The sequence below is a fragment of the Cytophaga aurantiaca DSM 3654 genome (assembly GCF_000379725.1).
Taxonomy (GTDB): Bacteria; Bacteroidota; Bacteroidia; order Cytophagales; family Cytophagaceae; genus Cytophaga; species Cytophaga aurantiaca.
The window spans coordinates 1-26,486 of sequence record NZ_KB903637.1 but is presented as its reverse complement, the minus strand read 5'-3'; the positions used below and the strand labels follow the sequence as shown (position 1 = coordinate 26,486).

At 36.4% G+C, this 26,486-nt stretch carries 27 protein-coding genes, 1 tRNA gene and 1 rRNA gene; 15 read left to right on the top strand and 14 right to left on the bottom strand.

Annotation, left to right across the window (positions count from 1 at the left end; all coding sequences use genetic code 11):
* Positions 1-98: 98 nt before the first annotated feature.
* The 3 genes from A3EE_RS0110120 to A3EE_RS0110110 form a co-directional block, all read right to left on the bottom strand.
* Entirely contained in the window at positions 99-590 is a 492-nt protein-coding gene (locus tag A3EE_RS0110120) for a hypothetical protein (RefSeq protein ID WP_018343328.1), read from the bottom strand.
* Between the two features lie 3 nt (positions 591-593).
* Positions 594-1,382 carry a (Fe-S)-binding protein gene (locus tag A3EE_RS0110115; RefSeq protein WP_018343327.1) on the bottom strand — a complete coding sequence of 263 codons (789 nt, stop codon included), beginning with the start codon at positions 1,380-1,382 and terminating at the stop codon, positions 594-596.
* An 88-nt stretch (positions 1,383-1,470) separates the two neighbouring features.
* Entirely contained in the window at positions 1,471-2,793 is a 1,323-nt protein-coding gene (locus A3EE_RS0110110; RefSeq protein ID WP_018343326.1) for a 4Fe-4S dicluster domain-containing protein, read from the bottom strand.
* A gap of 79 nt (positions 2,794-2,872) precedes the next feature.
* Here A3EE_RS0110110 and A3EE_RS0110105 point away from each other — a divergent pair.
* A tRNA-Phe gene (locus A3EE_RS0110105) sits at positions 2,873-2,945 on the top strand.
* A 62-nt stretch (positions 2,946-3,007) separates the two neighbouring features.
* A complete protein-coding gene (locus A3EE_RS0110100) occupies positions 3,008-3,760 on the top strand; it encodes a glycosyltransferase family 2 protein (protein ID WP_018343325.1) in 753 nt (250 codons plus the stop codon).
* A gap of 157 nt (positions 3,761-3,917) precedes the next feature.
* Here A3EE_RS0110100 and rplS read toward each other — a convergent pair whose 3' ends face one another.
* From rplS to A3EE_RS0110080, 4 genes are all read right to left on the bottom strand, one after another.
* On the bottom strand, positions 3,918-4,286 hold the full coding sequence (gene rplS / locus A3EE_RS0110095; protein WP_018343324.1) for a 50S ribosomal protein L19: 369 nt from the start codon (positions 4,284-4,286) through the stop codon (positions 3,918-3,920).
* Between the two features lie 87 nt (positions 4,287-4,373).
* A complete protein-coding gene (gene trmD / locus A3EE_RS0110090) occupies positions 4,374-5,081 on the bottom strand; it encodes a tRNA (guanosine(37)-N1)-methyltransferase TrmD (RefSeq protein WP_018343323.1) in 708 nt (235 codons plus the stop codon).
* Positions 5,071-5,625: a ribosome maturation factor RimM gene (rimM, locus tag A3EE_RS0110085; RefSeq protein ID WP_018343322.1), complete on the bottom strand. Its 555-nt coding sequence runs from the start codon at positions 5,623-5,625 to the stop codon at positions 5,071-5,073. Before rimM ends, trmD begins: the two co-directional genes overlap by 11 nt.
* An 18-nt stretch (positions 5,626-5,643) precedes the next feature.
* Positions 5,644-6,177 (bottom strand): 30S ribosomal protein S16, encoded by a 534-nt coding sequence (locus tag A3EE_RS0110080; protein ID WP_018343321.1) that lies wholly within the window; start codon positions 6,175-6,177, stop codon positions 5,644-5,646.
* Between the two features lie 215 nt (positions 6,178-6,392).
* Here A3EE_RS0110080 and rdgB point away from each other — a divergent pair, with 215 nt between their 5' ends.
* The 7 genes from rdgB to A3EE_RS0110045 all read left to right on the top strand — a co-directional run bounded on the left by rdgB (position 6,393) and on the right by A3EE_RS0110045 (position 13,400).
* Positions 6,393-6,971: an RdgB/HAM1 family non-canonical purine NTP pyrophosphatase gene (rdgB, locus tag A3EE_RS0110075; protein WP_018343320.1), complete on the top strand. Its 579-nt coding sequence runs from the start codon at positions 6,393-6,395 to the stop codon at positions 6,969-6,971.
* Positions 6,968-7,579 carry a nucleoside/nucleotide kinase family protein gene (locus A3EE_RS0110070; protein WP_018343319.1) on the top strand — a complete coding sequence of 204 codons (612 nt, stop codon included), beginning with the start codon at positions 6,968-6,970 and terminating at the stop codon, positions 7,577-7,579. Before rdgB ends, A3EE_RS0110070 begins: the two co-directional genes overlap by 4 nt.
* 47 nt (positions 7,580-7,626) lie before the next feature.
* Entirely contained in the window at positions 7,627-7,983 is a 357-nt protein-coding gene (locus A3EE_RS0110065) for a hypothetical protein (protein ID WP_018343318.1), read from the top strand.
* Between the two features lie 100 nt (positions 7,984-8,083).
* The gene (gene secDF / locus A3EE_RS0110060; protein ID WP_018343317.1) at positions 8,084-11,062 is read left to right on the top strand and encodes a protein translocase subunit SecDF; all 2,979 of its coding nucleotides are present in this window, start codon (positions 8,084-8,086) and stop codon (positions 11,060-11,062) included.
* A 130-nt stretch (positions 11,063-11,192) separates the two neighbouring features.
* Positions 11,193-11,669 carry an RNA polymerase sigma factor gene (locus tag A3EE_RS0110055; RefSeq protein WP_026209717.1) on the top strand — a complete coding sequence of 159 codons (477 nt, stop codon included), beginning with the start codon at positions 11,193-11,195 and terminating at the stop codon, positions 11,667-11,669.
* Entirely contained in the window at positions 11,669-12,325 is a 657-nt protein-coding gene (locus A3EE_RS0110050) for a hypothetical protein (RefSeq protein ID WP_018343315.1), read from the top strand. The genes A3EE_RS0110055 and A3EE_RS0110050 overlap by 1 nt, the downstream gene beginning before the upstream one ends.
* Positions 12,315-13,400 (top strand): hypothetical protein, encoded by a 1,086-nt coding sequence (locus A3EE_RS0110045; RefSeq protein ID WP_018343314.1) that lies wholly within the window; start codon positions 12,315-12,317, stop codon positions 13,398-13,400. Before A3EE_RS0110050 ends, A3EE_RS0110045 begins: the two co-directional genes overlap by 11 nt.
* A 6-nt stretch (positions 13,401-13,406) precedes the next feature.
* Here A3EE_RS0110045 and A3EE_RS0110040 read toward each other — a convergent pair whose 3' ends face one another.
* From A3EE_RS0110040 to aspS, 3 genes are read right to left on the bottom strand one after another with little or no spacing between them, the layout of a single operon-like run.
* On the bottom strand, positions 13,407-15,587 hold the full coding sequence (locus A3EE_RS0110040; RefSeq protein WP_018343313.1) for a B12-binding domain-containing radical SAM protein: 2,181 nt from the start codon (positions 15,585-15,587) through the stop codon (positions 13,407-13,409).
* Between the two features lie 56 nt (positions 15,588-15,643).
* Positions 15,644-16,033, bottom strand: a complete 390-nt coding sequence (locus tag A3EE_RS0110035; protein ID WP_018343312.1) for a hypothetical protein — start codon at positions 16,031-16,033, stop codon at positions 15,644-15,646.
* 5 nt (positions 16,034-16,038) lie between these two features.
* On the bottom strand, positions 16,039-17,805 hold the full coding sequence (gene aspS / locus A3EE_RS0110030; protein ID WP_018343311.1) for an aspartate--tRNA ligase: 1,767 nt from the start codon (positions 17,803-17,805) through the stop codon (positions 16,039-16,041).
* A 260-nt stretch (positions 17,806-18,065) separates the two neighbouring features.
* Between aspS and A3EE_RS0110025 the strand changes: the two genes are divergently transcribed.
* From A3EE_RS0110025 to A3EE_RS0110015, 3 genes are read left to right on the top strand one after another with little or no spacing between them, the layout of a single operon-like run.
* Entirely contained in the window at positions 18,066-18,740 is a 675-nt protein-coding gene (locus A3EE_RS0110025; RefSeq protein WP_018343310.1) for a hypothetical protein, read from the top strand.
* Between the two features lie 5 nt (positions 18,741-18,745).
* Positions 18,746-19,192, top strand: coding sequence for a nucleoside deaminase (locus A3EE_RS0110020; protein WP_018343309.1), 447 nt, complete (start codon positions 18,746-18,748; stop codon positions 19,190-19,192).
* Between the two features lie 57 nt (positions 19,193-19,249).
* A complete protein-coding gene (locus tag A3EE_RS0110015) occupies positions 19,250-19,855 on the top strand; it encodes a superoxide dismutase (RefSeq protein ID WP_018343308.1) in 606 nt (201 codons plus the stop codon).
* A 325-nt stretch (positions 19,856-20,180) separates the two neighbouring features.
* Here the strand turns inward: A3EE_RS0110015 and A3EE_RS0110010 are convergent, their stop codons facing one another.
* Entirely contained in the window at positions 20,181-21,089 is a 909-nt protein-coding gene (locus A3EE_RS0110010) for a polyphosphate kinase 2 family protein (RefSeq protein WP_018343307.1), read from the bottom strand.
* Positions 21,090-21,325: 236 nt separating this feature from the next.
* Here A3EE_RS0110010 and A3EE_RS0110005 point away from each other — a divergent pair, with 236 nt between their 5' ends.
* The 3 genes from A3EE_RS0110005 to A3EE_RS0109995 all read left to right on the top strand — a co-directional run bounded on the left by A3EE_RS0110005 (position 21,326) and on the right by A3EE_RS0109995 (position 24,293).
* On the top strand, positions 21,326-23,218 hold the full coding sequence (locus A3EE_RS0110005) for a sensor histidine kinase (RefSeq protein WP_018343306.1): 1,893 nt from the start codon (positions 21,326-21,328) through the stop codon (positions 23,216-23,218).
* Between the two features lie 15 nt (positions 23,219-23,233).
* A complete protein-coding gene (locus A3EE_RS0110000; protein ID WP_018343305.1) occupies positions 23,234-23,878 on the top strand; it encodes a response regulator in 645 nt (214 codons plus the stop codon).
* 121 nt (positions 23,879-23,999) lie between these two features.
* Positions 24,000-24,293, top strand: a complete 294-nt coding sequence (locus A3EE_RS0109995; RefSeq protein ID WP_018343304.1) for a hypothetical protein — start codon at positions 24,000-24,002, stop codon at positions 24,291-24,293.
* Between the two features lie 62 nt (positions 24,294-24,355).
* Here the strand turns inward: A3EE_RS0109995 and A3EE_RS0109990 are convergent, their stop codons facing one another.
* From A3EE_RS0109990 to rrf, 3 genes are all read right to left on the bottom strand, one after another.
* Positions 24,356-24,757 (bottom strand): response regulator, encoded by a 402-nt coding sequence (locus A3EE_RS0109990; protein WP_018343303.1) that lies wholly within the window; start codon positions 24,755-24,757, stop codon positions 24,356-24,358.
* A gap of 8 nt (positions 24,758-24,765) precedes the next feature.
* Entirely contained in the window at positions 24,766-25,896 is a 1,131-nt protein-coding gene (locus A3EE_RS0109985; protein ID WP_018343302.1) for a sensor histidine kinase, read from the bottom strand.
* A gap of 316 nt (positions 25,897-26,212) precedes the next feature.
* Positions 26,213-26,324: ribosomal RNA gene (gene rrf / locus A3EE_RS0109980) — 5S ribosomal RNA — on the bottom strand.
* Between the last annotated feature and the right edge of the window lie 162 nt (positions 26,325-26,486).

Here is a 26,486-nt window from a genome sequence, read left to right as displayed (position 1 = left end):
AAAGCAATTTAACTTATTTTTTAAATTAAAATGCAACTTTCTAATAGAAAAATATAAATAGACCTGATTGCCTTGTACTATATTTTCTTATGGGACAATCAAACGAGCGTAAAATATCTATGTAACCAGGTTTCCTGAGCAGGTTTTAACCATTCGTTTTGATAGTTGGAAAATGAGGTAATTGTATTATCAAAAACCTGACTATCAACGTGTAATAAGCCATCCTGAATAGCAGAAGATAACTTACCGGCAGCATATGTATTGACCACGCCATTCGTCAAAACATAAACCACTAATCGGTTCATTAAATCAATATTTAATTGCGATTCAATATTTTTAATTACTTGTACAGATTTGTCAATTGAGCATCCACTTGGTGTATGATGGGTCTCATCAACACCAATCACAATAAAATGATTGTGTTTGATTTCATAAGAAGCTTTCAAGTCGGCGCCGTGAGCTTGCCATGAATCTGTAAAACGATCTAATTCTTTTGAAATAATAGCAATCTGTTCACTCGTAAAAGGTACTTGTGATGCATAAATCCAAACTTTTGAGTGGATTGATAGTTGGTCAAAGGGTACATGCATAATTTATAATCTTTGAGATTGAACAATTAATTCTGCTAGGTCATATACTTTTACGTTATGCTCCTGCTCTTTGTTTTTAACTCCATCAGATAACATGGTCATGCAAAACGGACACGCTGCTGCAATAATTTTCGCGCCTGTTTGCAATGCTTCTTCTGTGCGTTCAATATTTATATCCTTATTTCCTTTTTCCGGTTCTTTAAACATTTGCGCTCCACCGGCACCACAACACAGTCCGGTTGTTTTACAGCGTTTCATTTCAACCAAATCCGCATCTAATACTTCCAATACTTTACGTGGGGCCTCGTAGATATTATTTGCACGGCCTAAATAACATGAATCGTGATAGGTGATTTTCTTTCCTTTGAATTCACCTCCTTCAGTCATTTTTATTTTTCCTTCATCAATAAACTGCTGCAGCAATTGTGAATGGTGAATTACTTCATACTTGCCTCCCAACTCCGGATATTCATTTTTTAGGGTATTGAAGCAATGCGGACAAGCTGTAACGATCTTCTGAATACCATATCCATTCAGCACTTCAATGTTTGTCATTGCCTGCATCTGAAACATGAATTCATTTCCGGCACGCTTCGCAGGATCACCTGTGCAGGCTTCTTCTGTTCCCAATACAGCAAAATTTACATTTAGATGATTCAAGATCTTTACAAATGCTACTGTTACTGACTTCACCCGTTCATCAAACGAACCGGCGCAGCCAACCCAGAAAACGATTTCAGGACTTTTGCCTTGCGCCTTTAATTCGGCTACTGTTGGTACGTTATATTCCATATCTTTTATGCTTAATGCTTAATGCCAAAGGCTTAAAGCTTGTTGTTCCTTAGTGTTATCAGTTTATTAATTAAGAATCAAATTATTCTTAACCTTTCAATTTGTCAGCCCAGTTAAAACGGTCTGCAGGAGAGAATTTCCATGGAGCCATGTTATTTTCTATGTTCGATAACATCGAATTCCATGAAGCCGGAGCCTGAGATTCTTCCATCAATTTAAATCTTCTTAATTGTACAATAATACTTACCGGGTCAATCATGACAGGACATGCTTCAACACAGGCATTGCAGGTTGTACAGGCAAGCAGTTCTTCTTCAGAAATATAATCGCCCAATAAAGACTTCCCGTCATCATATGCATCACCGTGCTGCTTAATATTCTTTCCAACCTCTTCTAACCTGTCACGTGTGTCCATCATAATTTTACGTGGACTTAATTTTTTCCCTGTGATGTTTGCAGGGCATTGCTGCGTACATCTTCCGCACTCCGTACAACTGTATGAATCCAATAAATTTTTCCATGTCAGATCACGTACATCTTTTGCTCCAAATCTTGCCGGTGCCCCATCCGCTGCTGTTTCTTCAACAGGAAGATTTAACATCAACTTTACTTCCTTAGTAACCTCAGGCATGTTATTCAATTTGCCAGCAGGAGTCAACTTAGCATAATATGTATTGATAAATGCCATGAAAATGTGTAAATGCTTGGAGTTGTAGAATACATAATTTGCGAAGAACATTACTCCAATAATATGGAACCACCAACACGCACGTTCAGCAAATATTAAAAAGCTTTCTGAATATGAACTGTAGAATCCCTTAAGTGCAGAGCTTATATAAAAAGGACCTGTAGCTGTATAATGTCCGCTTCCCATGTCCTGCAATACTTGATCCATTGCATTCATTTTTAAGAAAGCTATCATTAATAAGATCTCCATTCCCAGTATAAGATTGGCATCCAATGATGGCCATTTTGCCATTTCAACGCCTGAGAAACGTTTTACATGAACGATATTTCTTCTGATTAAAAAAACTACACAGGCAATGATTACTGTTAATGCCAGAAACTCGAATACATTTATAACAACTGGATATAGGCTTCCCAAATAAGGTGCAAAAAGCCTGTGTGTGCCTAAAATTCCATCAAGAGCAATTTCAATCATTTCAACATTTACAATCAAGAATCCAGCATATACAAAGAAGTGTAAAATCGCCGGTAATGGCTTTTTGAACATTTTTTTCTGTCCAAGTGCCATTAATAACATTTTTTTTATGCGGGCAATTTTGTTGTCGCTACGATCTTCGTCTCGTCCCAGTAAAATATTCTTACGGATTCTACTGATACTCAAATATATTCCTGCGCCTGCAATAGAAAGCAAGATTATAAAAACGATTTGTGCTAGTACGTGCATAATTTATATTGAATTAATACTGAATCTTATTTGCAAATAAACGAATTTTTTAACTACATTTGCACTCCTAATAATCGGAGGTGATGTAGCTCAGTCGGTAGAGCAAAGGACTGAAAATCCTTGTGTCGGTGGTTCGATCCCACTCATCACCACTCGAGTAAAGCCTTCGGTAACAACCGAAGGCTTTTTTATTTGAACTAATTGTACTTGTGCCATGATCGATAATAAAAAGATTATTGTTGTGATGCCTGCATATAATGCGGCAAAAACTGTAGAGCAAACATTTAAAGAAATCCCATTCAACATTGTTGATGAAGTTATCCTTGTTGATGACCACTCAAAAGATGAAACGTTTGAAGTGGCTAAAAAGTTAGGGATTCATACAGTAATTCGTCACGATATTAATAAAGGTTACGGCGGCAACCAGAAAACATGTTACGATGCTGCATTAAAAAATGGTGCTGATATTGTAGTTATGCTTCATCCCGACTATCAGTACACTCCCTTGTTATTAGAAGCAATGATCTATCCTATTGCGCGTGGATTGTTCCCGGTAATGCTTGGTTCCAGAATACTAGGAAAAGGTGCACTCCGCGGAGGTATGCCAATGTACAAATATATTTCTAACCGTTTTCTGACATTTTTCCAGAATGTAATGATGGGCCAGAAACTGGCTGAATACCATACAGGCTATAGAGCATTTAGCAAAGAAATATTGGAGCGTTTGCCTTTGCACAAAAATTCTGACGATTTTGTGTTTGATAATGAAATGTTAGGTCAGATTGCATATGCAGGCTATGAAATGGGCGAGGTTACCTGTCCTACGAAGTATTTTGATGATGCCAGCAGCATTAACTTCAAACGCAGCGTACAATATGGCTTAGGCGTGCTAAGAGTATCTTTAAGTTTCCGCTTACAGCGCTGGGGCATTGCAAAATTTGAGATCTTTGAAGGAATAAAAAAATAGAATACCCAGTATATTATTAGAAAATCCCTGGCTATAAATTTAGTCGGGGATTTTTATTTTATATTCATTCTGTAGAATTTAAATTTTATCGTATAATAAAAAAGTCCCCCGATAGCTATCGGGGGACTTTTTTATTATACGATTTGTTAAAGCTGAATTATTTAGCGTCAACTGGTTTTTTCTTTTCTTTGATACGAGCATTTTTACCCGTTTTATCACGTAGGTAGAACAAACGAGCTCTACGAACAGCACCTGCACGCAACACTTCGATTTTATCGATAAATGGAGACATTGTAGGGAAAATACGCTCAACTGCAATACCTGCAGAAATTTTACGTACTGTGAAAGATGCTCCGTTTCCAGAATTTCTTTTCTGAATTACAAGACCCTGATATTGCTGAATACGCTCTTTAGCACCTTCTTTAATTTTCACGTGAACATTTACTGTATCACCTGCTTTGAAATCAGGAAGTGCTTTTTGTACAGCTAGGTAATCCTGTTCAACTATTTTAAGTAAATTACTCATATATGTAAGTAGTTAATATCTTTTCCAATAACGGGACTGCAAAGTTAAGAATTAAAATCAATTTATCTGCATCCAATGCGAATAAATTTATTGAGTATCCAAACCCGAGTCTTTTGTAAATTTTTCGTAAAGGTCTGGTCTTCTTTTCTTTGTTCTTTCCAAAGCATTCTCAAACCGCCATTTTTCTATTTCTTTTTCATTGCCCGAAAGCAAAATATCCGGAACTTTCATGCCATTATACTCTGCAGGGCGGGTATAAACTGCTGGCGCAAGCAAACTGTCCTGAAAAGAATCTGTTAAAGCAGATGTTTCGTCGGACAAAACTCCTGGAATTAAACGGATCAAAGCATCTGAAACCACTGCTGCCGCAAGTTCGCCTCCGGAAAGTACATAATCGCCGATACTTATTTCATGCGTAATAAACGCCTCGCGAGCCCGCTCATCCACCCCTTTGTAATGACCACAAAGAATGATGATGTTTTTAAATAATGAAAATCGGTTTGCCGTTTGCTGATTAAACGTACTGCCATCCGGACTCATGTATATTACAGCGTCGTAGGTGCGTTCCGCTTTCAATGCAGAAATACATCTGTCAATCGGTTCGATCATCAATACCATTCCTGCGCTTCCGCCATACGAATAATCATCAACCTGCTTATGCTTGAAGAGTGTGTAATCTCTTATATCATGAACCACAACTTCTGCAATGCCTTTCTCCTGCGCTCTTTTCAAAATTGAATGCGCAAAAAAACTCTCCAGTAATTTAGGTAAGCATGTTATAATATCAATCCTCATCCGACTCTGAAACGTCTTCGTTCAAATATATTTCAATCAAGCCATCGGGCAACGTCGTCAATACCTGCTTGGTCTTTACATCCACCGAATGAACAATTTCTTCAGTAACCGGAATAAGTATTTCGGCATCTTTATAATCCATCATCAACAAGTCCTGACCTGTTTTCTGAAAGAAATTTGAGATAACTCCAAGCTTGCCTTGTATGGAATCTATTACATCAAAGCCCATAAGTGCCTGATATGAAACACGACTTTCATCGGCTTCGGCCATTTGCGAAATGGGTATGTAAATATCTGCTCCAACAAGGGGCTTAGCCTGTTCAACGGTTGTTATATCTTCAAAAGAAAGTATACAACGTTTCTGTGTGGCAAAATTGAAAGATGTTAAAAAAAAAGGAATCTGCTTTTGTTTTATTTCAACAAAAACAGATTCCAATGTTTCGTAATCGGTAAGATCGTCAGAGAATACCTGAACAAGAACCTCCCCTTTTACACCATGAGCCTTGATAATATTACCCCAAAGGATGTTATTCTCTGAACTCATAGTTTAAAATTATTTTAATTACTCTGCTGCTGTTTCTTCAGCTGCTGCATCACCTGCTTCAGCAACGTCTGCTGCTGCTACCGGATTAGATGCTACAATTTTCTTAGCGCGAACTTGTTCAGCTTTTGCTTCTTTTACTTTAACTTCAGCTGCTAAACGAGCTTTTTTATCTGCATCTTTTTTACCAGATAATGCACTTGCTGCTTTAGTTTTATCTGCATCTTTTTGGTTTACCCAAGCTGCAAATTTTTGATCTGCTGCTTCTTGAGTGATAGCACCTTTGTTAACACCTATCTGTAAGTGTTTTTTCAACATAACACCACGCTCAGAAATGATTGTGCGCGCTGTATCTGTTGGTAAAGCACCTTTCATTACCCAGTCAAATGCTAATTCATCATTTAATACCACAGTAGCAGGATTGGTATTAGGGTTGTAAGTACCCAACTTCTGGATGAATTTACCATCACGTGGAGATTTTGAATCTGACACCACGATGTCATAAAGAGCTAATTTTTTTCTACCTCTTTTGCTTAAACGAATTCTAACTGCCATAGAACATTTTATGTTTTGTTGTGAAACAAGTCGATGGAACACGTCCATCTGATTTTAACGAACCACAAACTTACGGATTTAATCCACAATTGCAAAGTCTTTACTCAACTATAAAATCTGGAGGACTGCGGAATTCCTTGTTTGACATGATTATGTCTTATTTTTTGGGAATTGGAAGTAGGAATGCTGAATTTAGGGTTCTAATTCATTATACTATGATTTCAATCTGCTTTGCAACCAATAATAAGAACAAACTGGAAGAAGTTCGTTCCAAAATCGGTAACCAGTTCACCATTTTGTCTTTAGAAGATATTGGTTGTCTTGAAGAACTTCCTGAAACACAACCTACTATTGAAGGAAATTCAGAACAAAAAGCTCAATATGTTGCACAAAAATACAAGGTAAATTGTTTTGCAGACGACACTGGTTTGCTTGTAGATGCACTACAAGGTGCGCCAGGAGTGTATTCTGCGAGATACGCCGGCCCAAATTGTTTGCCTGAAGACAATATGATAAAGCTTTTAGACGAATTAAAGGGTATTAAAAATCGTAACGCACACTTCAAAACCTGTATAACACTTGTTTTGGATGGCACACAAATTCAATTTGAAGGGTCTGTTTCGGGTAGTATTCTGGAAGAAAAGCATGGAGAAAAAGGTTTTGGTTACGATCCGATCTTTCAACCAGACAGCTACACAATTTCTTTTGCGGAAATGAGTATGGCAGAGAAAAACATCATAAGTCACAGAGCCCTTGCAGTATCTAAGCTAGCAGCACATCTTCAATCTCTATGAAACCACCTTTAGTCATAGGTATTTGCGGAGGAAGTGCTTCCGGAAAAACGTTTTTGAAAGACTTACTGATTAAAAATAGTCCGGCAGGCAAAGTATGTGCATTTACCCTTGACAGCTATTATCTGCCCAGAGACTGGCAAAAAAAGGACTCGAATGGGTATTTGAATTTTGACCTGCCTGAAGCATTCAATACTCAAAAAATGCTTTACGATTTTATTGATCTAACTTCGGGTTTCTCTATTGAACAACCTATATATAAATATAATGTTTCTCCGCCTTCCCTTGAATTTAACATTATAGAGCCTGCACCAGTGATCATTGCAGAGGGCATCTTCCTCTTTTACCACAAGGAAATGCTTGAACGGCTAAATACAAAGGTTTTATTAGATGTCCCTTTTGAAATAAAACGCCAACGCAGGATCGAACGCGATATTAGAGAGCGGGGTTATGAGCTGCCTGAAATTATTTATCGTTTTGATAATCATGCACAAGACTCATATAACACCTATGTTTTGCCATTTAAACACCATGCTGATTACCTTATTGAGTCTCAAGAGGACTTCGACGCTATTTACTCCTTATTGTTAAATCAAATACTTGCTTACTGAAAAATTTGCGTTCTGCATTGATTTATTTAGCTTTGCACCCTATAGAAATGAAAAAATCGGTTTTGACATATAGATACCTTCTTCTTTTCGCATTGATTTTTACAATGCTTGGAGCAGTATGCTATTCGCCAATATTAAAAGCGGATTCTAAATCTATTGCAAAAAGCGAAACTAAAAAATCAGAAAAGGGGCATTCGTCTCAACATGTTCTGACAATCGATCACCATGTTTTTAGTTCATTATCTTTTTCATTCGATTCAGACAATGCGCTATTTTCAGATCTGTTTGAATATCTTCAATTTGGCTTACCATTCGAAGTATCGCATTCTATTGTATCCGCTAGTTTTCAAAATTCCTATTTAGCCAATATTTTTCCGTTTGCAATTTCCGCGCAAGCACCGTAATCAAACCTCTTTAGTACATTTTATGTATTTTATCAGAAGCGTTTTTGACGTTTCTACACAAACCTGTTTACCCTATACAAATCTATATTTATAACTAACAATGAGAAATAAGAATTTAATTATTGTACTCACCGCAATTGTAACTGCGCTGAGTTTCTTTTTCATCTCTTTCACCTTTGTTGCCAGAGGTCTTGAAGATGATGCTGTTGAATATGCAACTATTCCAGGCAGCGGTAAAGTAGACCTTGCACGCAAACAAGCATTCATTGACTCCATCTACAATGAGCCTGTATATAATTTCCTTGGAGCTGAATTTACTTACAAGCAAGTAAAAGAATTGGAAATGGCTTTAGGCCTGGATTTACAAGGTGGTATGCACGTTGTAGTTGAAGTTTCTCCTGTAGAAATTTTACATGCAATGGCTGGTTCAAATGCATCTGATGCAAACTTTAAGCAAGCAATTGCAAACGCAAAAATAAAGCAACGCAATAGCCAAAATACATTTCAAAAGTCATTCTTCGAAGAGTACCGTGCATTGGCTGGTAAAGACAATTTGAGCAAAATTTTTGCAAACGCGAATAACAAAGGAAAAATTGATATCCGTTCAACGGATTCTGATGTTGAAAAAGTAATCAACGAAGAAATTGATTTGTCTGTAGAGCGTTCATTCAACATCCTTCGTAATCGTATTGATAAGTTCGGTGCTATTCAGCCAAACATTCAACGTGTAAGAGGTACTGGTCGTATTTTAGTTGAATTGCCAGGTGTAGAAAACACCCAACGTGTACGTAACTTATTACAAGGTACTGCGAAGCTCGAATTCATGGAAGTGTACCAAACGTATGAAGTAATTGAAAAAACAAATCGTATCAACGAATATCTTGTAAGTGTTGATGAAGAGAATAAATCAAAGTTAAGTTTAACTCCTGATTCTGCCGCTACTGCTGCTGCTGCATCTTCTAACTCTTCTCTTCTTGTTGATAACGGAGATACTTCTGCAGTTGCTAAGACGGATTCAGCGGCTGCTCCTGCTCAAGATACAAGCAAAGTTTCTGCGTTCTATCGTTTAGCGAAAGGAAGCTTCTATTATGAAACAAAAGATACTGCTACTATCAATAAAATTTTAGCTCTTGACCGTGTTAAACAAATCATTGGTTCTGATTTACGTTTTGTTTGGGAAAGAAAAGCAAGAGCATTAGATAACGGAGGCGCTATCATTGAATTGGTTCCATTGAAAATTGGTCGTGATGGCAAGCCAGCTTTAACAGGTGATGTTATTACAAACGTTGGTTATGGCGTATCTCCTGGTGGCAAAGGATATGAAGTATCTATGCAAATGAGCACATCAGGCGCAAGAGAATGGAGAAAAATTACAAAGGCTGCTTCTCAGGAACAAAATAAGAGAAGAATTGCAATCGTATTGGATAACGCAGTTTACTCTGCTCCTCAAGTAAACGATGAAATTCCAAACGGAAGTTCTTCAATCACGGGTAACTTTACATTAGAAGAATCGAAAGATTTAGCGAACATATTAAAAGCAGGTAAATTGCCAGCTCCGGTTCGCATTGTTGAAGAAGTTGTAGTAGGTCCTACACTTGGACAAGAAGCAATCATGGACGGTTTGGTATCTATGTTTGCAGGTATAATCATTGTTGTGTTGGTATTGATCATGTATTACAATAAAGGTGGTCTGGTTGCTGATATTGCGTTATTGTTCAACATTGTTTTCACTCTTGGTATTCTTGCTTCGTTCAACTCAGTACTTACATTACCTGGTATTGCTGGTATCGTGTTAACAATTGGTATGTCTGTCGATGCGAACATCCTTATTATGGAGCGTATCAAAGAAGAGCTTGCAAACGGAAAATCTTTATTGACAGCGATTGAGTTGGGTTACGACAAAGCATTCAGCTCTATCTTTGACTCAAACATTACTACAATCTTAACAGCAGTTATTTTATTCCTGTTAGGTGAAGGACCTGTAAAAGGTTTCGCAATGACATTGTTCTGGGGTGTACTTTGTTCATTCTTTACTGCTGTATACATCACAAAAGTAATTTTGTTGTGGATGGCAAGAAACAAGAAAGACGATGCTATTTCTTTTGACACATTCCTATCTAAGAAAGCATTCAAAAATCTGAGCTTTAACTTTATCGGCAAACGTAAAATTGCATATTTCTTTTCATCTGCAATTTTAGTTATTGGTCTTGTACTTACAATTATGCAAGGTGGTCTTAACTTAGGTGTAGACTTTAAAGGAGGTCGTTCTTACATTGTTGAATTTAAAAATCCGGTTGTCGCTTCAGACATCAGATCAAGTCTGACTGAAGATTTTAAAGGTAACGGTTCAGAAGTGAAAACATATGGCTCTGCAACAAAAGTAAAAATCACAACAAGTTATTTAGTAGACGATGAAACTGCAGCAGCAGACTCACTTGTAGCAACAGCTTTAGAAAAAGGTTTGACTACGTATGCTAAAGACAACACGTTCGAAGTACTAAGCTCTTCTAAAGTAGGTGCGACTGTTGCGGATGATATTAAGAATGCTTCATGGAAAGCTATGTTGGCTTCTCTTGTAGGTATTTTCTTATACATCTTCTTACGATTCAAGAAATGGCAATTGTCATTAGGTGGTGTTATCGCCTTGTTCCACGATACGCTTATGGTTCTTGCGATCTTCGCAATCTTGCGTGTATTCAATATAGATTTCGAAATAGATCAGGTAATTATTGCCGCACTCTTAACAATCGTTGGTTTCTCTATCAATGATACCGTTGTAATCTTTGACCGTGTTCGTGAATTTGACAATCATTCAAATAAAGTGGACATGGCAACGATGTTGAACGAAGCGATCAACAGTACTTTAAGCCGTACAATTATGACAACTGTAATTGTATTGATCTCTGTATTGATTTTATTCATCTTCGGTGGTGAGACATTAAGAGGCTTCTCGTTCTCATTATTGATCGGGGTAGTATTCGGTTCTTACTCAACAATCTTTATTGCGGTACCGATGTTGTTAGATTTGAGATCTAAAGCTGAAAAAGAAGCAGACGATAAATTGTTAGCAGGAAAATAAGTTTAGCTATTATAAAATAAGAAAGCCTCTCTATTGAAAAATGGAGAGGCTTTCTTATTTTATTTACATAATTTATTTTTCATCTGTAACTTTTCGAAAAGTGGCTACGTCTCACGTAAAATTCCAGTAATTGAAAGAAAGGGAGTTTAACATACTTGTCAAGCAAACCTCACAACGTGTGCATCGGTTTGTATTTAAGAACTTAAAAAACGACGCTGATACAAAAGACGTGGTACAGGAAACGTATGTCAAATTATGGACGAAAGCAGATACGATTGATCCGGATAAGATTGTGGCATGGCTATATACTACTGCTTATCGAACGATGATTGATTTTATCAGAAAGAAAAAACCACAGTTTGATATTACAGAAGATTTTATTGAAACAAGCGTAACTAATAGTCCGGATACAACAGATATGATTCATTTATATCTGGATGAATTGTCGCCTGTGTTTAAGTCTGTAATCTTGTTACGAGATATAGAAGGATATAATTACGAAGAGATCGGATCGATATTGAGCTTATCTGAAAGTCAGGTTAAGGTATACTTATTCCGAGCACGACAAAAATTAAAAACGATCATTGAGAAAAACGAAATTCTATAATGAACATAACTACAGAAAATATTGATGAGTGGTGTTTCAGATATCTTGAAAAAGATCTCAATGATGAAGAACGCGTGTTCTTTGAAAAAGAATTGAAAAACAATTCTTCTCTTGCCAAACAATTTTCGTTTTGGAAAAAAACGATTATTAAACCCGAAGCATTAACAAAACTGGATTCTTCTGTTACGAAGGATTTGTTCAGATATAGAAATCAATTCTCATTTATTTTGATTGAATTTGTTTTAACAACCTCGCTTGCTCTTTGTCTTTTATACAATACACCTATAGAAGTTCAGCATATAGAAAATGCACCTCCTTCTACTACTGTTTCCTCACCTTCTGTCAAAAGCAATAAAGACTCAGCATTCATTGATGGTATTAAATTCTACAAGCCTGCACATATAAATCTTTTATTGGATCAACAACACGATTCTGTTATTGTCTTGCAAAATGATGAAATAAAAAATATTGCGCCCGATACTGCTTTGTCAAACACAAACCCAATACTATCTATCCCTGAAGAACAAAATCAAAAAGATACTATACAAATCACCTCAGACACAACTGTATCTCAGAAAAAATCGACTCAAAAGAAAACTCCGGCAAAACATAAGTACAGAGGCTCACGCTTAATTCCAATTAACAATGACTTGTAAATTTTTATCACTCCTGTTTTTATGTGGCGCTTGCGTTTCTGCTTTCGGTCAGGAATTGCAATCGCCGCAAATCAATCAAAACGCAATCTTTGTTAATCCAGGATTGGCTGGATCTAAAGGGCAAACGCGAATATGTACAGCACTTTCTACCTTCAGATCTCAACACGAAAATCAAAGTTATGTGAGCAGTAATGGATATACTGGCAATACCGTTTATAATCGAAATTTTTATAATGGCCTTGTTAGTATTGATGGCTTGGTCATGAAAAATAGATTAGGGATTGCGGGGTATATCAAAAATGAATCTTTCCAACGAATCAATACTTATAATTACTACCAAAGCAATATCCTTACAAATACAAGTGACATCAAATATAGCTATACAAATTTCAATGCGGGTTTTATGATGGCTCCAAAATTTCATTTAACTGCACAAAAATTAAACAAACAAGATCATGTATTGTCTCCAGCCTTAGCTGTAGGGTTTAAAGAGACTAAATTCAATTATTCCGGACCTGGCTATTACAACTACAATACTCATGATAGCATAAGAAATGGTGAAGCTCAAAACACCTTTGGCCTTGACTATGTATCTTTGAGTTTATTATATAGCTCCTTAAAAAGTTATTCAGGTATTAAATTGAATTTTGAAGCATTTAGAAACACACTTATTATGTATAGTGTCAGCTTTGTCTATGCCAAAACCTATTCAAACAAAAGTGTCACAAACCCAAAATTTTCTTTTACTCCTCAATTTAATTTAGTAATTCCCACCTTTGAATTCTTTAAAATAACATCGCGTGGATGGAATTACAATAATTATCCCAAACACAATATGGATCATTATTTGAATGCAAATTTAGATTTCAGGTATGGAAAGCTTGTTTTTGGAACATTTGTTGGCCTAGTTGATTATTATGCATTCTATGCCGGCATGACTGGTGGTATTCAATTAAAAAATACAAAAATTATTATTAACTATTCCCCCAGACTTTCTTCTAAGATGCATGGCAACAGTGGTCTTTTCATTTCAGCCAACTTCTTGCTTCAACCTAAAAGTAAATCATACAGGTAATTTTTTCTAAAACCTAATCAACAACAACCCTGCGTCCCTTATTGCACTCCACGTTTCTGAATGCAACAAGTTTTCTTTAGGTAAAGCAGTTTCAGAAGTATATTCATTTAAAAAATCTGAAAGCACTGGCAGTGATTTATGAGATGTAGTTAATTGTTTCAGTTGACGCTCCATAAATTCAGCAGACTTCACATCAAGCTTTGTAATAATTATTCCGTGCGGCGTTTCAATACCAACCTTTACATTTTTTCCTTGTTGTGTAAATGTTGGCAGATTTCCTGTCCAGCATATTTTATACTGAAGTTTTTCTTCGTCATCGCTGAAGCCTTCATTAATATAGGATTGTATAAGCTTTGGCGATAACGTTGTTTTTGGTGTTTTAAAATCAAACCAATCTTGCACCGGCCAGTCTAAACAATTTTCCATCATAAAATTGTATAAGGATTTTCTTAACCCTTCTGAAAACAGATCGTGATCGCAGCCTTTCGGATCTTCGTGAATCAAATCATTATTCGCAAAATTTCCATCTTCCGGTCCGATTTTTACAACCTGATACTTTTCCGGATTCAAACCAACCGGACTGTGTGCTGTCATAGAGAAACGATGCCAGAAACCCGATTGTAAAACCTTTGCTTCAAACAACTGGCGTACTACTTCTAACGAATCGATTGTTTCTTGTGCTGTTTGCGTGGGAAAGCCATACATCAGATAGGCGTGTACCATAATACCTGCCTGCGTGAAGTTCGATGCTACCTGAGACACCTGCGCTACACTCACGCCTTTCTCCATCATCTGCAGCAAACGATCCGATGCCACCTCTAAACCACCTGTAACTGCAATGCAACCCGATGCAGCCAACAGCTTACACAAATCATCTGAAAATGTTTTTTCAAAACGAATGTTTGCCCACCAGGAAATATCCATCTTACGATCTAAAATTTCTAATGCAAGATCACGCATCACCAGAGGTGGCGCAGCTTCGTCTACAAAGTGAAATCCCGTTGTGCCGGTTTGTGCGATAATAGTTTCAATCTTATCAGCCAATACACTTGCTGCAGCAGGCTCATAGCGACCAATGTAGTCCAATGAAATATCACAGAACGAACATCTCTTCCAATAACAACCATGTGCGACTGTTAATTTATTCCAGCGTCCATCACTCCACAAGCGATGCATCGGATTCGCCATCTCTAACATAGAAATGTAGTCGTCCAATAACAAACCTGTGTAATCTGGTGTACCTGTTTTACTGTGCGCAATGTCCGGCATCTTGCAGCCATTGACATATACTACTTCATTTTCTTCGCGAACGAATGTGCGTTTCAATAAATTTTTTTCTCTCTTACCTTCTAAATATTCCAATATGTTGAGAATAGGTCTTTCACCATCGTCCAACGAAATGAAATCTGTAAAATCAAATACACGCGCGTCTGATAGACTTCGCAATTCCGTATTCGGAAAACCTCCGCCCATCGCAATTTTTATATGCGGATAATTATTTTTTATATACTGTCCAGCTTTAAATGCCCCGTAAACATTGCCGGGAAAAGGTATTGTGAAAATTACAATATCCGGTTGTTCTACAGCAACGTGTTTATCTATAATGGATATTAAGATATTATCTATGCTGCTGTTTTTCGCCTGCAATAATTTTAGCAATGGATCAAAAGATGTTGCAGAACGTGCAATATCTTCCGCATAACGGCTGAATCCAAAGTAAGGTGAGATACATTCAATGATTAAATCTCCGATGTCTTCAATGAATAAGGTGCAAAGCATTTTAGCTTTGTCGTGTATACCCATACTGCCGAAGAGCCATTCAACTTCTTCATTCAAGGCTTCGAAACGTGAGGCCTGCGGAAGATAATCTCCTGCACAGATCTTATGTGCAAGCGTAATGTTTTTATTTTGCAGAAAACGGATAACTGCGTCGACACAAAATTCATATCGATGACGCTGACTCAAAATATGCTGTACATTTGGCGACAGATCTTGTTGCAAAGATGCTTCGTCAAACAATTCACCAATTGTTTTCTTATTGAAAATTCCCAGAATCAACTCCAAGCCTAAATCAGCCTGTGAACAGTTATTATATACCGTCTCATTCAGAAACCCTTTAAGGTAGGCTGTTGCAGGATATGGTGTATTTATCTGAGTTAAGGGTGGTATGAATAAGGATATTTTCAATTCGTTTATTTTTAAATTAAAATAAGAAGTCCCGCTTATAAACGGGACTTCTTATTTTATTCAATGTTATTTTTGTGTTCTTTGTTTTTTAATCTCCAATCTTTAAAGCCTACAACCAAGGCATAACCCGTGGCGGCGATTCCTGCAAACAAATATCTACCCATTAAATTGAATGTGGATTTGTCTGCTTTTTGGTATAACATTGTGACTAAACCTATCAGAATAATTAACCCTAATAAAACAGGGTAAAAAGGATGATAGAATGTCCATATCATTATACCGATCAAAACAAATCCTGTGATTAATAATGGAACCCCTAATGTGGTATCTTCATTTTCAAAACAACCTACGGCCCATATTATTGCAACAGCAGCAGCAAATAAAAAGATCGTTGAAGCAAATCGAAATGCTTTCTCTTTATCTTTTTTATGATTTGCTTTTCCCATACTGTTTATGCCTTTACAGCAACTTTAACATCAATGCTTAATTCTTTCAATTGCTTGTCATCTATCACTGATGGCGAATCAATCATCACATCTCTTCCTGAATTGTTTTTAGGGAAGGCGATGAAATCACGTATAGAATCTACACCACCGAAGATCGAACATAACCTGTCAAAGCCAAATGCAAGACCAGCGTGCGGAGGAGCACCATATTCAAATGCTTCAAGTAAGAAGCCGAATTGTGCTTTTGCTTCTTCTTCCGTAAAGCCTAATACTTCAAACATTTTATTCTGAACGGTTCTGTCATGTATACGAATAGAACCACCGCCAACTTCAACACCGTTGATAACCAAATCGTATGCATTTGCATTCACGCTACCCAATTGATCAAACGGAAGTTTCATGAATGCATCAATGTCTTTCGGAGATGTGAACGGATGGTGCATTGCAAACCAACGCTGTTCTTCTTCGCCAAACTCTAACAATGGGAAATCAATTACCCACAGTGCTGCGAACTTGTCTTTCGGACGTAAACCTAGGCGGCTTCCCATTTCCAGACGCAAGTCGTTTAATTGTCCGCGAACTTTGTTTCCATTTCCTGAAAGGATCAACATTAAATCGCCTGGTTTCGCATTGAAACGTTCAGCGATTTTTTTCAAATCTTCTGGAGAATAAAACTTATCTACGGAAGATTTCAATGTGCCATCGGCAGCATAACGCACCCACACCATTCCTTTAGCTCCAACCTGTGGACGCTTTACGAAATCTGTCAAGGCATCAATTTCTTTACGTGTATATTCTGCACAACCTTCCGCGTTGATACCTACCACAAGATTTGCTTCATCGAAAACCTGAAAACCTTGTGATTGTACAACATCTGTAAGTTCAACAAACTTCATTCCGAAACGGATATCCGGCTTATCACTACCATAATATTTCATCGCATCTGCAAACAGCATACGAGGCACTTCCGGCAGGTCGAATTCTTTTACTGTTTTAAACAAGTGACGCACCAAGCCTTCAAACATATTCAAAATATCTTCCTGTTCAACGAAAGACATTTCACAATCTATCTGTGTAAATTCCGGTTGACGATCTGCACGCAAATCTTCATCACGGAAGCATTTTACAATTTGAAAGTATCTGTCGAAGCCAGCTACCATCAACAATTGTTTAAACGTTTGTGGCGACTGCGGCAATGCGTAAAATTGTCCAGGGTTCATTCTTGAAGGAACCACAAAGTCTCTTGCCCCTTCCGGTGTAGACTTGATCAATACAGGCGTTTCAACTTCAAGGAAATTATTCGCATCTAGATACGTCCTTGTTTCTCTTGAAACTTTGTGACGCAACTCTAAATTTTTACGTACCGCATCTCTTCTTAGATCAAGATAACGATACTTCATACGAGTTTCATCACCGCCATCTGTTTCATCTTCAATTAAGAACGGTGGTGTTTTTGATTCGTTTAATATTGTAAGTGCTGAAATTTTTACTTCAACATCTCCAGTAGGCATTTTTGGATTTTTTGCCACACGCTCAATAACAATACCTGTAGCTTTGATCACAAACTCACGTCCAAGTTTGCGAGACGTTTCTAATACTTCTGCAGATGATTTTCCTTCTTCCAGGATCAACTGTGTCATACCATAACGGTCGCGCAAATCAACCCATATCATGCCGCCTTTATCACGTACACGTGCAACCCATCCGCACAGAGTTACTTCTTTATTTACATCCGATATTCTTAATTCACCACACGTCTGAGAACGTAACATAGCTTCTCTAAATTTAGTATTTTAAACAGACCTACAATTTAGGCGTTTTTTATAAAATTTCACTGATATTTTTAATTTAAACACATCGTCTCCTGATTCATGTATTATGCGGATTGTAGTACTAAAATATCTATTTTTCAATACGTTATCTTTCTTACTGTTTAATTAAACGTTTTTTACTCAATTGGGTGATATTTAATAAGCCATAGACTACTTTCGAAAAGCCTATTTTTGTACCTTGTCCGACTAATTCAGGTTTTATGAAAAATATCGCATTCATTGCATTCGCTTTTCTACTTTTATCTGCAGGCGAACCCAAATTGAAAACGCAACAAATGGTTGAGGGCATTACTGTTGGTATGCCTAAAGATTATACGCAAATGTCGGATGACGATATTGCAAATAAATACCCTTCTACAAAAAAACCAGTATCGATGTTTACCAATTTAGACCGCACAGTTGATTTTGGTTTAAACATCAGCAAGTCGCGCTGGGGCGGTTTGGATCTGGCAATTCTAAAAGATATTTTTCATTCAACAATCGTTGAATCATATGATACTGTTATGTTCATTCAGGAAGACATCATTTCTATCAATGGCAGGCCATACGTGCGATACGAGTACAATTCACTGTTTGATAATACACAAGGATATCATTACTTATTGATTTCGATTTTAGCTAAAACTGTTGGTGAGGCGGAAACTAATACAGAAAAATTAGCGCCCGATAATGCAAACCATTTATTGATATTTAACTTCTATTGTGCTAAAGCTTTTCAGGCAGCCAATCAGCCAATTGCACGTGCTATGATGCAAACCATTCACGTAAATACCAATCAGGCATGCAAATCCATTCCTGTAGCTGAAAAGCCTACAGCGAAAGGCTTAGTGAGCCCGCAACAAATTTTGGAAGAACAAAAAAAGCACAAAAAATAAACGCTATGCTTTCGATACACAGCGAAGAGCATTTTATGCGTGAAGCCTTAAAAGAAGCTCAAAAAGCATTTGATAAGGGAGAGATTCCTGTAGGTGCAGTTGTTGTAAGTAATAATCAGATTATTTCCCGTGCATACAATCAGACCGAATTACTTTCTGATGTTACGGCACATGCCGAAATGCTTGCCATTACGGCTGCTTCAAATTTCCTGGGTGGAAAATATTTAGTAGACTGTACGTTATATGTTACGCTGGAACCCTGTGTAATGTGCGCGGGAGCATTGACCTGGTCGCAGATCAGTAATGTTGTCTATGCTGCAAAGGATGTAAAGCGGGGTTACAGTGTTATCCCTGATTTGAAAATGCATCCTAAAACGATTGTTAAACAGGGGCCTTTTGCCGAAGAAAGTGAAAAGCTATTGCTTGATTTCTTTCGTAAACTCAGAAATTAATTCTAACTTATGTATTATTCAAAAATTAATTAATCAATTTTAAACACATATACTATTATGGCATTTGAACTACCGGCATTACCGTATGCTACTAACGCTTTAGAACCGAACATTGATCAGGCGACTATGGAAATTCACCATGGTAAGCACCACAATGCTTATGTAACAAACTTAAACAACGCAATAAAAGGTACAGATGCAGAATCTTTATCTATTGAAGAAATTTGCAAAAATATCAGTAAATATACTCCGGCTATCCGCAACAATGGTGGCGGTCACTATAACCACTCTTTATTCTGGACAATCTTAGGTCCTAATGATGGCGGCGCTCCAACTGGTGATCTAGCTGCTGCAATCGACAAGGCTTTCGGTTCGTTTGATGCTTTTAAAGAACAATTTGCTGCTGCAGGTGTTACTCGCTTCGGTTCAGGTTGGGCTTGGCTACTTGTTGCAAACGGAGAACTAAAAATTTCTTCTACTCCAAACCAAGATAATCCTTTAATGGATGTAGCTGAAGTAAAAGGTACTCCAATCTTAGGTTTGGATGTTTGGGAGCATGCATACTATTTAAAGTATCAAAACAGAAGACCGGATTATATCGCGGCATTCTGGAATGTAGTTAACTGGTCAAAAGTTGCTTCTTTATACAGCGCAGCTAAATAATTTCTAGCTACTTGCTTACGTAAAAAGCTACATGTCATACATGTAGCTTTTTTTATTATTTTCAACAAGTAAATTAATCGCTTAAGTGACAAAAACAATGTTCAAACAATCAAATTAGCCTTTTTAAGCTTTATTAACTTTTGTTAATTAAGGTTTTTTTTATCTGTAATAGATGTAATATAATTTTAAAAATAGAATTATTTACCGTATACTTGTATACTTATTCGTCGGGGATTTTTTTTCGAGTAAGATTTTTAGATAGAGTCTTTCAAACAGCAAAAATGACGGAGGGGGTAGTTACCCTCCGTTCATTTGCTTAATCAAATCACTTTTCAGCATTTAATTGCACTTTAGCTTTTGCCAAATCTGCTTTTTGTTCTGTTGTTATTACCGGATATTTCAAATTCAACTTTTCAAATTCTTTATATATAATTGCCGCTATACACAATCTCATAAACCATTTATCATCGGCAGGCACTACGAACCAAGGCGCGTGTTTGGTAGAAGTATTCGATAACATATCTCCATATGCCAGTTGATAATCTTTCCAACGGGCTCGCTCTCCAATATCTCCTATAGAAAATTTCCAATTTTTAGATGGATTGTCAATTCGCTCCATAAAACGTTTCTTCTGCTCTTTTTTTGAAACGTGAAGGAAAAATTTCAAAACGAGGGTTCCGTTGTCAGATAAGTGTTCTTCAAAATTGTTTATCTGATTGAACCGTTTATCCCAGAACTTTTGATTGATGTCTTTTAAGCTTGATACACCCGGAATGGTTTCATTTAAAATAAATTCAGGATGCACACGGGTCACCAATACATTTTCATAATGAGAGCGATTAAATATGCCTATTTGACCCGCCGCTGGAAGCTCTATATAATGCCTCCATAAATAGTCGTGTGCCAATTCGGTTTTAGTTGGCGTCTTAAAGCTTACAACCTTTACTCCCTGCGGATTTAAACCGGTCATGATGTGTTTGATTGTACTGTCCTTGCCCGCTGCATCCATGGCCTGAAAAATGATCAATACACTATGATGCCCGCTTGCATAAAGCTTGTCCTGCATTTCAGATAATTTCACAATACCGAGCTGCAACAGCTCTTCCCCTTCTTCCTGAGAAAGCATTTTATGATCATAATCTGTATGAAAATGCTTTTTTAAATCAACCTGCTGTTTCGGTTTTACTTTAAGCGTTTCTGCATACTTTAAAAGTTTTGAAAAATCTTTTGCCATAGGAATTTATCTTATTGAATGCGTTGTGAATGTATATTTATAAGAGTCTTTACTAAATCTACAAAAATAATTCAACTAACAATTCCTTGCGTGCCCAACAATCTGATTTAGTGCAATTTTATCTATTAAAACATCCTTTTACTGAATGTATTTTTTATCTTTAATCGTATAATAAAATGCAATTTGCCACATTCTTCAACTGCGTTTGGGTTACATTCAACTAAACATTAAAAAAATTGCCTAAAGAATCAAGATTTAGCTTTGTTGAGCGCTTAACGATTTCTACGAAACTTGCCATTTCGTATTTATTGATTGGGATTGTTACGCTCTTAACTGTTTCTATAATTCTGTATTTGATTTTCAAAAAAACAATTATTGAAAAAACATCAAATCAATTAGTTGCTGTTAATGTAATTAAAAAGAAATCGATAGAAGATTTTTTATCCGGTATTGTTAGAGAAATTAGAGATGATGAATTTCAATTGAATGCGCTTAATAGTATTAATAATTTACACATCTTAGATAAAAATTATAAAATCAACAGCAATGATTCGTTGTTTAATCCATCTATGCTGCCTACCTATAAAGACATTGTCTTTATGGATTCCCTCGGGCATGTTATACAACACACATCACGGCTCAATTATCTGAGTGATTCTACATTATCTTATTTACACCATCAATTCAAGCATACACATGCTTCTTTGCAAAATGAAATTTTCTTTGTTGATATAACAAATTTATTTAATGAAGCACATGCTCAATTGTTGTGCGTATTTAAATTGCGAAACGCTTCTATCTGGGGAGTGTATTTTATTAACCATTCATATCTGGAAGATATCCTGGAGATTCGTTCAGGTATGGGCCAAACAGGTGAATCGTATCTGGTCGGTACAGATTTTTACATGAGAAGCAAATCGCGTTTCTTGCAAAGTACGCTACCTCATACTATTTTAGTTAAAACGGCAGCTACCTTAAATCCATACAGCCCGGACAATTCGAAGCATAGTGCTGTTATTAAAGATTACCGGGGAATAGAAGTAATCAGCGTTCAAAGTAAAATTAATATTTCAGGTGTTGATTGGTTATTGATTTCAGAAATTGATTTGAATGAAGCAATGGCTCCTGTAGTAAGTATTCGCAATTACATGTTAGCAATTGCAGTATTTATTTCGTTTGCATTAATGATCGTTACACTTGTTCTTGTTAAACGTATTGTAAATCCGATTGAAAATTTAACGCGCTTAATTGATAATATTTCTCTGGGTAAATTCAATCAACCATTTCGAAAACAAAATTTCTCAAAAGATGAGATCGGAAAAATTGAAGATGCGATCATTAATTTACAAGAGCGTATATCAGCTACCGCAACATTTGCCGAAGCTATAGGGCAAGGTGATTTTTCTTCGGAATATAATGCATTAAGTAATGAAGATACCCTGGGCAGTGCATTGTTAAAAATGCGTGATGATATTGTTGACGGAAAAGAGAAAGAGAAAGTGTTGACGAAGCAAAAGACAAGTGCGCTGATTGAAGGTCAGGAAAAGGAACGGGAAAGACTTGCCCGTGAACTCCATGATGGCTTAGGACAGATGCTTACAGCCATTAGATTACGCATTGGTTTGTTGAAGGAAGAAAATCAAAGTAAAAAAGATATTCAGCAAATTATAGATGACACCATTAAAGAACTGCGACGCATTTCAAACAATGTAATGCCGGCTGTTTTGATTGATTTTGGATTAGAGGCAGGTCTAAAATCACTTGTTGATTATTCAAGCAAATTATATCATTTGCCTATCGAACTTAATTACGAGAAGTTTAGCTACAGTCAGCCACCTAAGAATAATTTTGACATCACGATAAGTTTGTACAGAATAGTTCAGGAGGCGATTAACAACGCTGTGAAATATTCAAATACGACGCTAATTACGGTAGAAGTTCTTGAATCTGAAGAACAGATTGATATGCTTATAAAGGATAATGGCGTAGGTTTTGACGTAAATAAAAAGAGTGAAGGGAAAGGTTTGGGAAATATGAACGAAAGAGCGAAATTGATAGATGGTAAATTCCATATTGAATCGAGTAGTCGTGGTACGAGTATTTCTATTTGCGTACCTTTGTTCTTCTAATGAAATGGTGCTTTTATGAAAAAGATTAACATAGTTATTGCCGACGATCACGTTCTCATCAGAGATGGAATAAAAGCGTTGCTTCAATCTATAGATGAATTTGACGTAATCGGAGAAGCTGCGGATGGAGAAGAACTTGTTCAGTTAATCGACTCATTAAATCCTGAAATTGTTTTGCTTGACATTACGATGCCTAAGAAGACAGGTATAGAAGTAATTACAGAAGTGAAACAATACAATCATTCCGTGAAATTTATTATGCTTTCCATGCATGATAATCCGGAATACGTACTGAAGAGCGTGCAGGCAGGAGCTTTGTCATATCTTCTGAAGAATACGGATCATGAAGAAATTATTAAAGCAGTTAAAGCGGTAAGCTCAGGGCAAAAATATTTTTCTCCTGATATTTACTCAATTATTTTGAATGGTTTAGCCAATCCTGACTTAATAAAGGGAAATCAATTGAATGAAGTTCTTACAAAACGTGAAAAAGAGATCTTAAAAGAAGTCTCTATGGGCCTTAGTACAAAACTCATTGCAGACAAATTATGCATAAGTGTTCGTACGGTAGAGACACATAGGATAAACCTTATGAAAAAAATGGAAGTGCATAATTCTGCAGAATTGATTAAAAAAGCAATGGAATTAAACCTGATCTAAGGGTTTTAACGGATGCGTCACTAGTAAAATACCGTGAAATAAATACAGCTTTTATGGTACTTACACGCCTGAATTATAGGCGTATAATTGTATAGTAATTCAACACAAAAACTGTACAATTATGAAAACGATATTCGCACTAATTACATTTGTAGCATTAAGTTTAGGTACTTCTTTTGCGCAAAATTCAAATAACGATCCTCAGATGTCTGTTAATAATTATAAGCACTCAAATAAGGCTAAAAAGGCGACTGACAAAAGAGCAAACATGACTGGTGAAGAAGTAGCACTTAGAAGCCAAAGAACAAATAAAGCTGTTAAAAGAAATTATGTTTTAGCTCCTGCTAATGCAAATGCAGCAACGAATGTTCAAGGGCAAAAATCTAAAGCTAACTATAAAAATCAATTCAATTAAAACAAGAGGGTGTTTTAATTTGTTTCTGAGGCTTTGCTTATCCGGCAAAGCCTCTTTTTACTTTAGCCTATTAATGATTTAATTTTATTTACATCTAACGGCTTGTTTATATAGCCCGCAATCGTGTATTGTTTGGCTTTAGCAATGTCTGCAGGATTACTTGACGAGGTAAGTATATATATTTTAATTCGCTTTGTATAGTCTGGCATCTTCGCAGTTAATTGTGCCAGAAAATCAAATCCATCCATGACAGGCATATGCAAATCTAAGAATATAATTTGATCGTATTCTCCTTCAGTAATATCTGCATTAGTTGGTTGGTAATTAATAATGAATTGCAACGCCTCGTTACCATTTTTTACACACGTTATTGAATCCGTTATGCTGGATTTTTTTATTACTAACTGGCTAATGAAGTTGCTATCTTCATCGTCATCTACTAATAATACTGATTGGTACATCATTTTCTTTTTTAAAAAATTACTTTGAACGTTGAGCCTGCGTTAACTGTGCTTTCAATTTCTATCTTGCCGCCTTTACCTTCAACAATCTTGTTAATAATATATAATCCTATACCTGAGCCTTCAATATGATCATGGAATCTTTTGAATAAATTAAATATTTTATCTCTATGCAAATTGAGATCAATGCCCAATCCATTATCCTTTACGCTTATTTCATTTCGTTTTGTATATGGATTGTAATTAGAGCACACTTCGATCATCGGGATTCTGTCAGGAGATCTGTATTTAATCGCATTATTAATTAAATTGTAAAGTATGCTTTTAAAAGCTTGCTTGCTATATTCTATTGCCTCAATATTTAACGAAAAGGTTATGATTGCTTTGCTTTCATGAACAAGCATTTCATTTTCAAGAAGTATCTCTTTTATTGTTTCCCGTATGTCAACCATCTCAATGTCTTGATACGGGTTGGATTGTATTTTAACAATGTCAGTAAGATTTAATACAGTATTTTTTACTTTATGTGTGGATGATTCAATCCTTTCGATTAGATCAGCTACTGTTTTGTTATTCGTTGAGTCTAATTCAGCCTTAAGTAATTGAATCAATCCTTCAATATTGTTTACAGGAGATTTGAGGTCATGCGATGCGGAATAGATGAAATTGTCCATGTCCTTATTTAGACGTATTAAATTATCATTTGATGTCTCTAATTGCTGAGTTCTTTCAATTACAATTTGCTCTAGTTGCTGCGGAGATTTTAATGTTAATGCATCCGGAACAACTTTAAAAATTCCGATAACCGTAATCCACGATACTATAGCTGTGAACGCTAGTACAAGAGCGCTAAGTCTGTATACCGGATACCAAAAAATCACTGCGTCAACAAGGTGTGTTAAACCACAACTCAATATAAAAATAATGAACAGCCAGAATATTCTTTGAAAAGGTAGTGTGTCCTTTTTCTTACTAATCAGATAAATCATGCTAAATGGAATAGCGAAATAGGCAGCCCAAATTGTTAAGCTTGATACTATGTATAACCATCCGTGAAAATCGCTCCATGTACCGCAAAACCACCTTGCAGGCCAGGACTCCGTTCCCAATATATGTGTTACAAAATCTGCAATTTGATCCATAGGTCAGAAATGTTATTTTAAAAATATAAATAAATCCGCTTGCTATAAATAAAGCACACTATCTGTATTATTTGAATACATCAAGATCATTCCATAACTGAAGATTTAAAATAAGCTAGTTGAAATATCTCCAATTATATTATACTTAAAAATACACTAAAATGTTTCTAGTATAAGATTCCTTTGTGAAATAAATATATAATTATAAGCTGTACATTAAGCTGTAATAGCTTTTGTTCGAGGATTGTATGTTATGGTGGCAGTAGTATAAAATGAAAAAACCCCATCACTGTAGAGTGAAGGGGTTTTAATAATAAGTTGGCGGCGACCTACTCTCCCACATTTGACTGCAGTACCATTGGCGCTGTTGGGCTTAACTTCTCTGTTCGAAATGGGAAGAGGTGAACACCAACGCTATAACCACCATTAAGGATGTTGTCTGTAACTGTCAAGTTCCGTTGGAACTCCGCTGCAAACGATAATAGTTTGACCTAATGATTAGTGGTATATCAAAGTACTCTTGCAAAGAAAATTATCGGGTTATTAGTACTGCTCAGCTATGCCATTTCTGACTTTACACTTGCAGCCTA

Coding starts and splice junctions, on each gene's coding strand:
- A3EE_RS0110120 (WP_018343328.1), bottom strand. CDS start 590: ATGCATGTACCCTTTGACCAACTATCAATCCACTCAAAAGTTTGGATT.
- A3EE_RS0110000 (WP_018343305.1), top strand. CDS start 23,234: ATGAAAAAGATTAACATAGTTATTGCCGACGATCACGTTCTCATCAGA.
- rimM (WP_018343322.1), bottom strand. CDS start 5,625: ATGAGTTCAGAGAATAACATCCTTTGGGGTAATATTATCAAGGCTCAT.
- A3EE_RS0110035 (WP_018343312.1), bottom strand. CDS start 16,033: ATGGGAAAAGCAAATCATAAAAAAGATAAAGAGAAAGCATTTCGATTT.
- A3EE_RS0110025 (WP_018343310.1), top strand. CDS start 18,066: ATGAAAAATATCGCATTCATTGCATTCGCTTTTCTACTTTTATCTGCA.
- A3EE_RS0110100 (WP_018343325.1), top strand. CDS start 3,008: ATGATCGATAATAAAAAGATTATTGTTGTGATGCCTGCATATAATGCG.
- A3EE_RS0109990 (WP_018343303.1), bottom strand. CDS start 24,757: ATGATGTACCAATCAGTATTATTAGTAGATGACGATGAAGATAGCAAC.
- aspS (WP_018343311.1), bottom strand. CDS start 17,805: ATGTTACGTTCTCAGACGTGTGGTGAATTAAGAATATCGGATGTAAAT.
- A3EE_RS0110115 (WP_018343327.1), bottom strand. CDS start 1,382: ATGGAATATAACGTACCAACAGTAGCCGAATTAAAGGCGCAAGGCAAA.
- rdgB (WP_018343320.1), top strand. CDS start 6,393: ATGATTTCAATCTGCTTTGCAACCAATAATAAGAACAAACTGGAAGAA.
- A3EE_RS0110010 (WP_018343307.1), bottom strand. CDS start 21,089: ATGGCAAAAGATTTTTCAAAACTTTTAAAGTATGCAGAAACGCTTAAA.
- trmD (WP_018343323.1), bottom strand. CDS start 5,081: ATGAGGATTGATATTATAACATGCTTACCTAAATTACTGGAGAGTTTT.
- rplS (WP_018343324.1), bottom strand. CDS start 4,286: ATGAGTAATTTACTTAAAATAGTTGAACAGGATTACCTAGCTGTACAA.
- A3EE_RS0109985 (WP_018343302.1), bottom strand. CDS start 25,896: ATGGATCAAATTGCAGATTTTGTAACACATATATTGGGAACGGAGTCC.
- A3EE_RS0110020 (WP_018343309.1), top strand. CDS start 18,746: ATGCTTTCGATACACAGCGAAGAGCATTTTATGCGTGAAGCCTTAAAA.
- A3EE_RS0110015 (WP_018343308.1), top strand. CDS start 19,250: ATGGCATTTGAACTACCGGCATTACCGTATGCTACTAACGCTTTAGAA.
- A3EE_RS0110110 (WP_018343326.1), bottom strand. CDS start 2,793: ATGCACGTACTAGCACAAATCGTTTTTATAATCTTGCTTTCTATTGCA.
- A3EE_RS0110045 (WP_018343314.1), top strand. CDS start 12,315: ATGACTTGTAAATTTTTATCACTCCTGTTTTTATGTGGCGCTTGCGTT.
- A3EE_RS0110065 (WP_018343318.1), top strand. CDS start 7,627: ATGAAAAAATCGGTTTTGACATATAGATACCTTCTTCTTTTCGCATTG.
- A3EE_RS0109995 (WP_018343304.1), top strand. CDS start 24,000: ATGAAAACGATATTCGCACTAATTACATTTGTAGCATTAAGTTTAGGT.
- A3EE_RS0110050 (WP_018343315.1), top strand. CDS start 11,669: ATGAACATAACTACAGAAAATATTGATGAGTGGTGTTTCAGATATCTT.
- secDF (WP_018343317.1), top strand. CDS start 8,084: ATGAGAAATAAGAATTTAATTATTGTACTCACCGCAATTGTAACTGCG.
- A3EE_RS0110080 (WP_018343321.1), bottom strand. CDS start 6,177: ATGGCAGTTAGAATTCGTTTAAGCAAAAGAGGTAGAAAAAAATTAGCT.
- A3EE_RS0110070 (WP_018343319.1), top strand. CDS start 6,968: ATGAAACCACCTTTAGTCATAGGTATTTGCGGAGGAAGTGCTTCCGGA.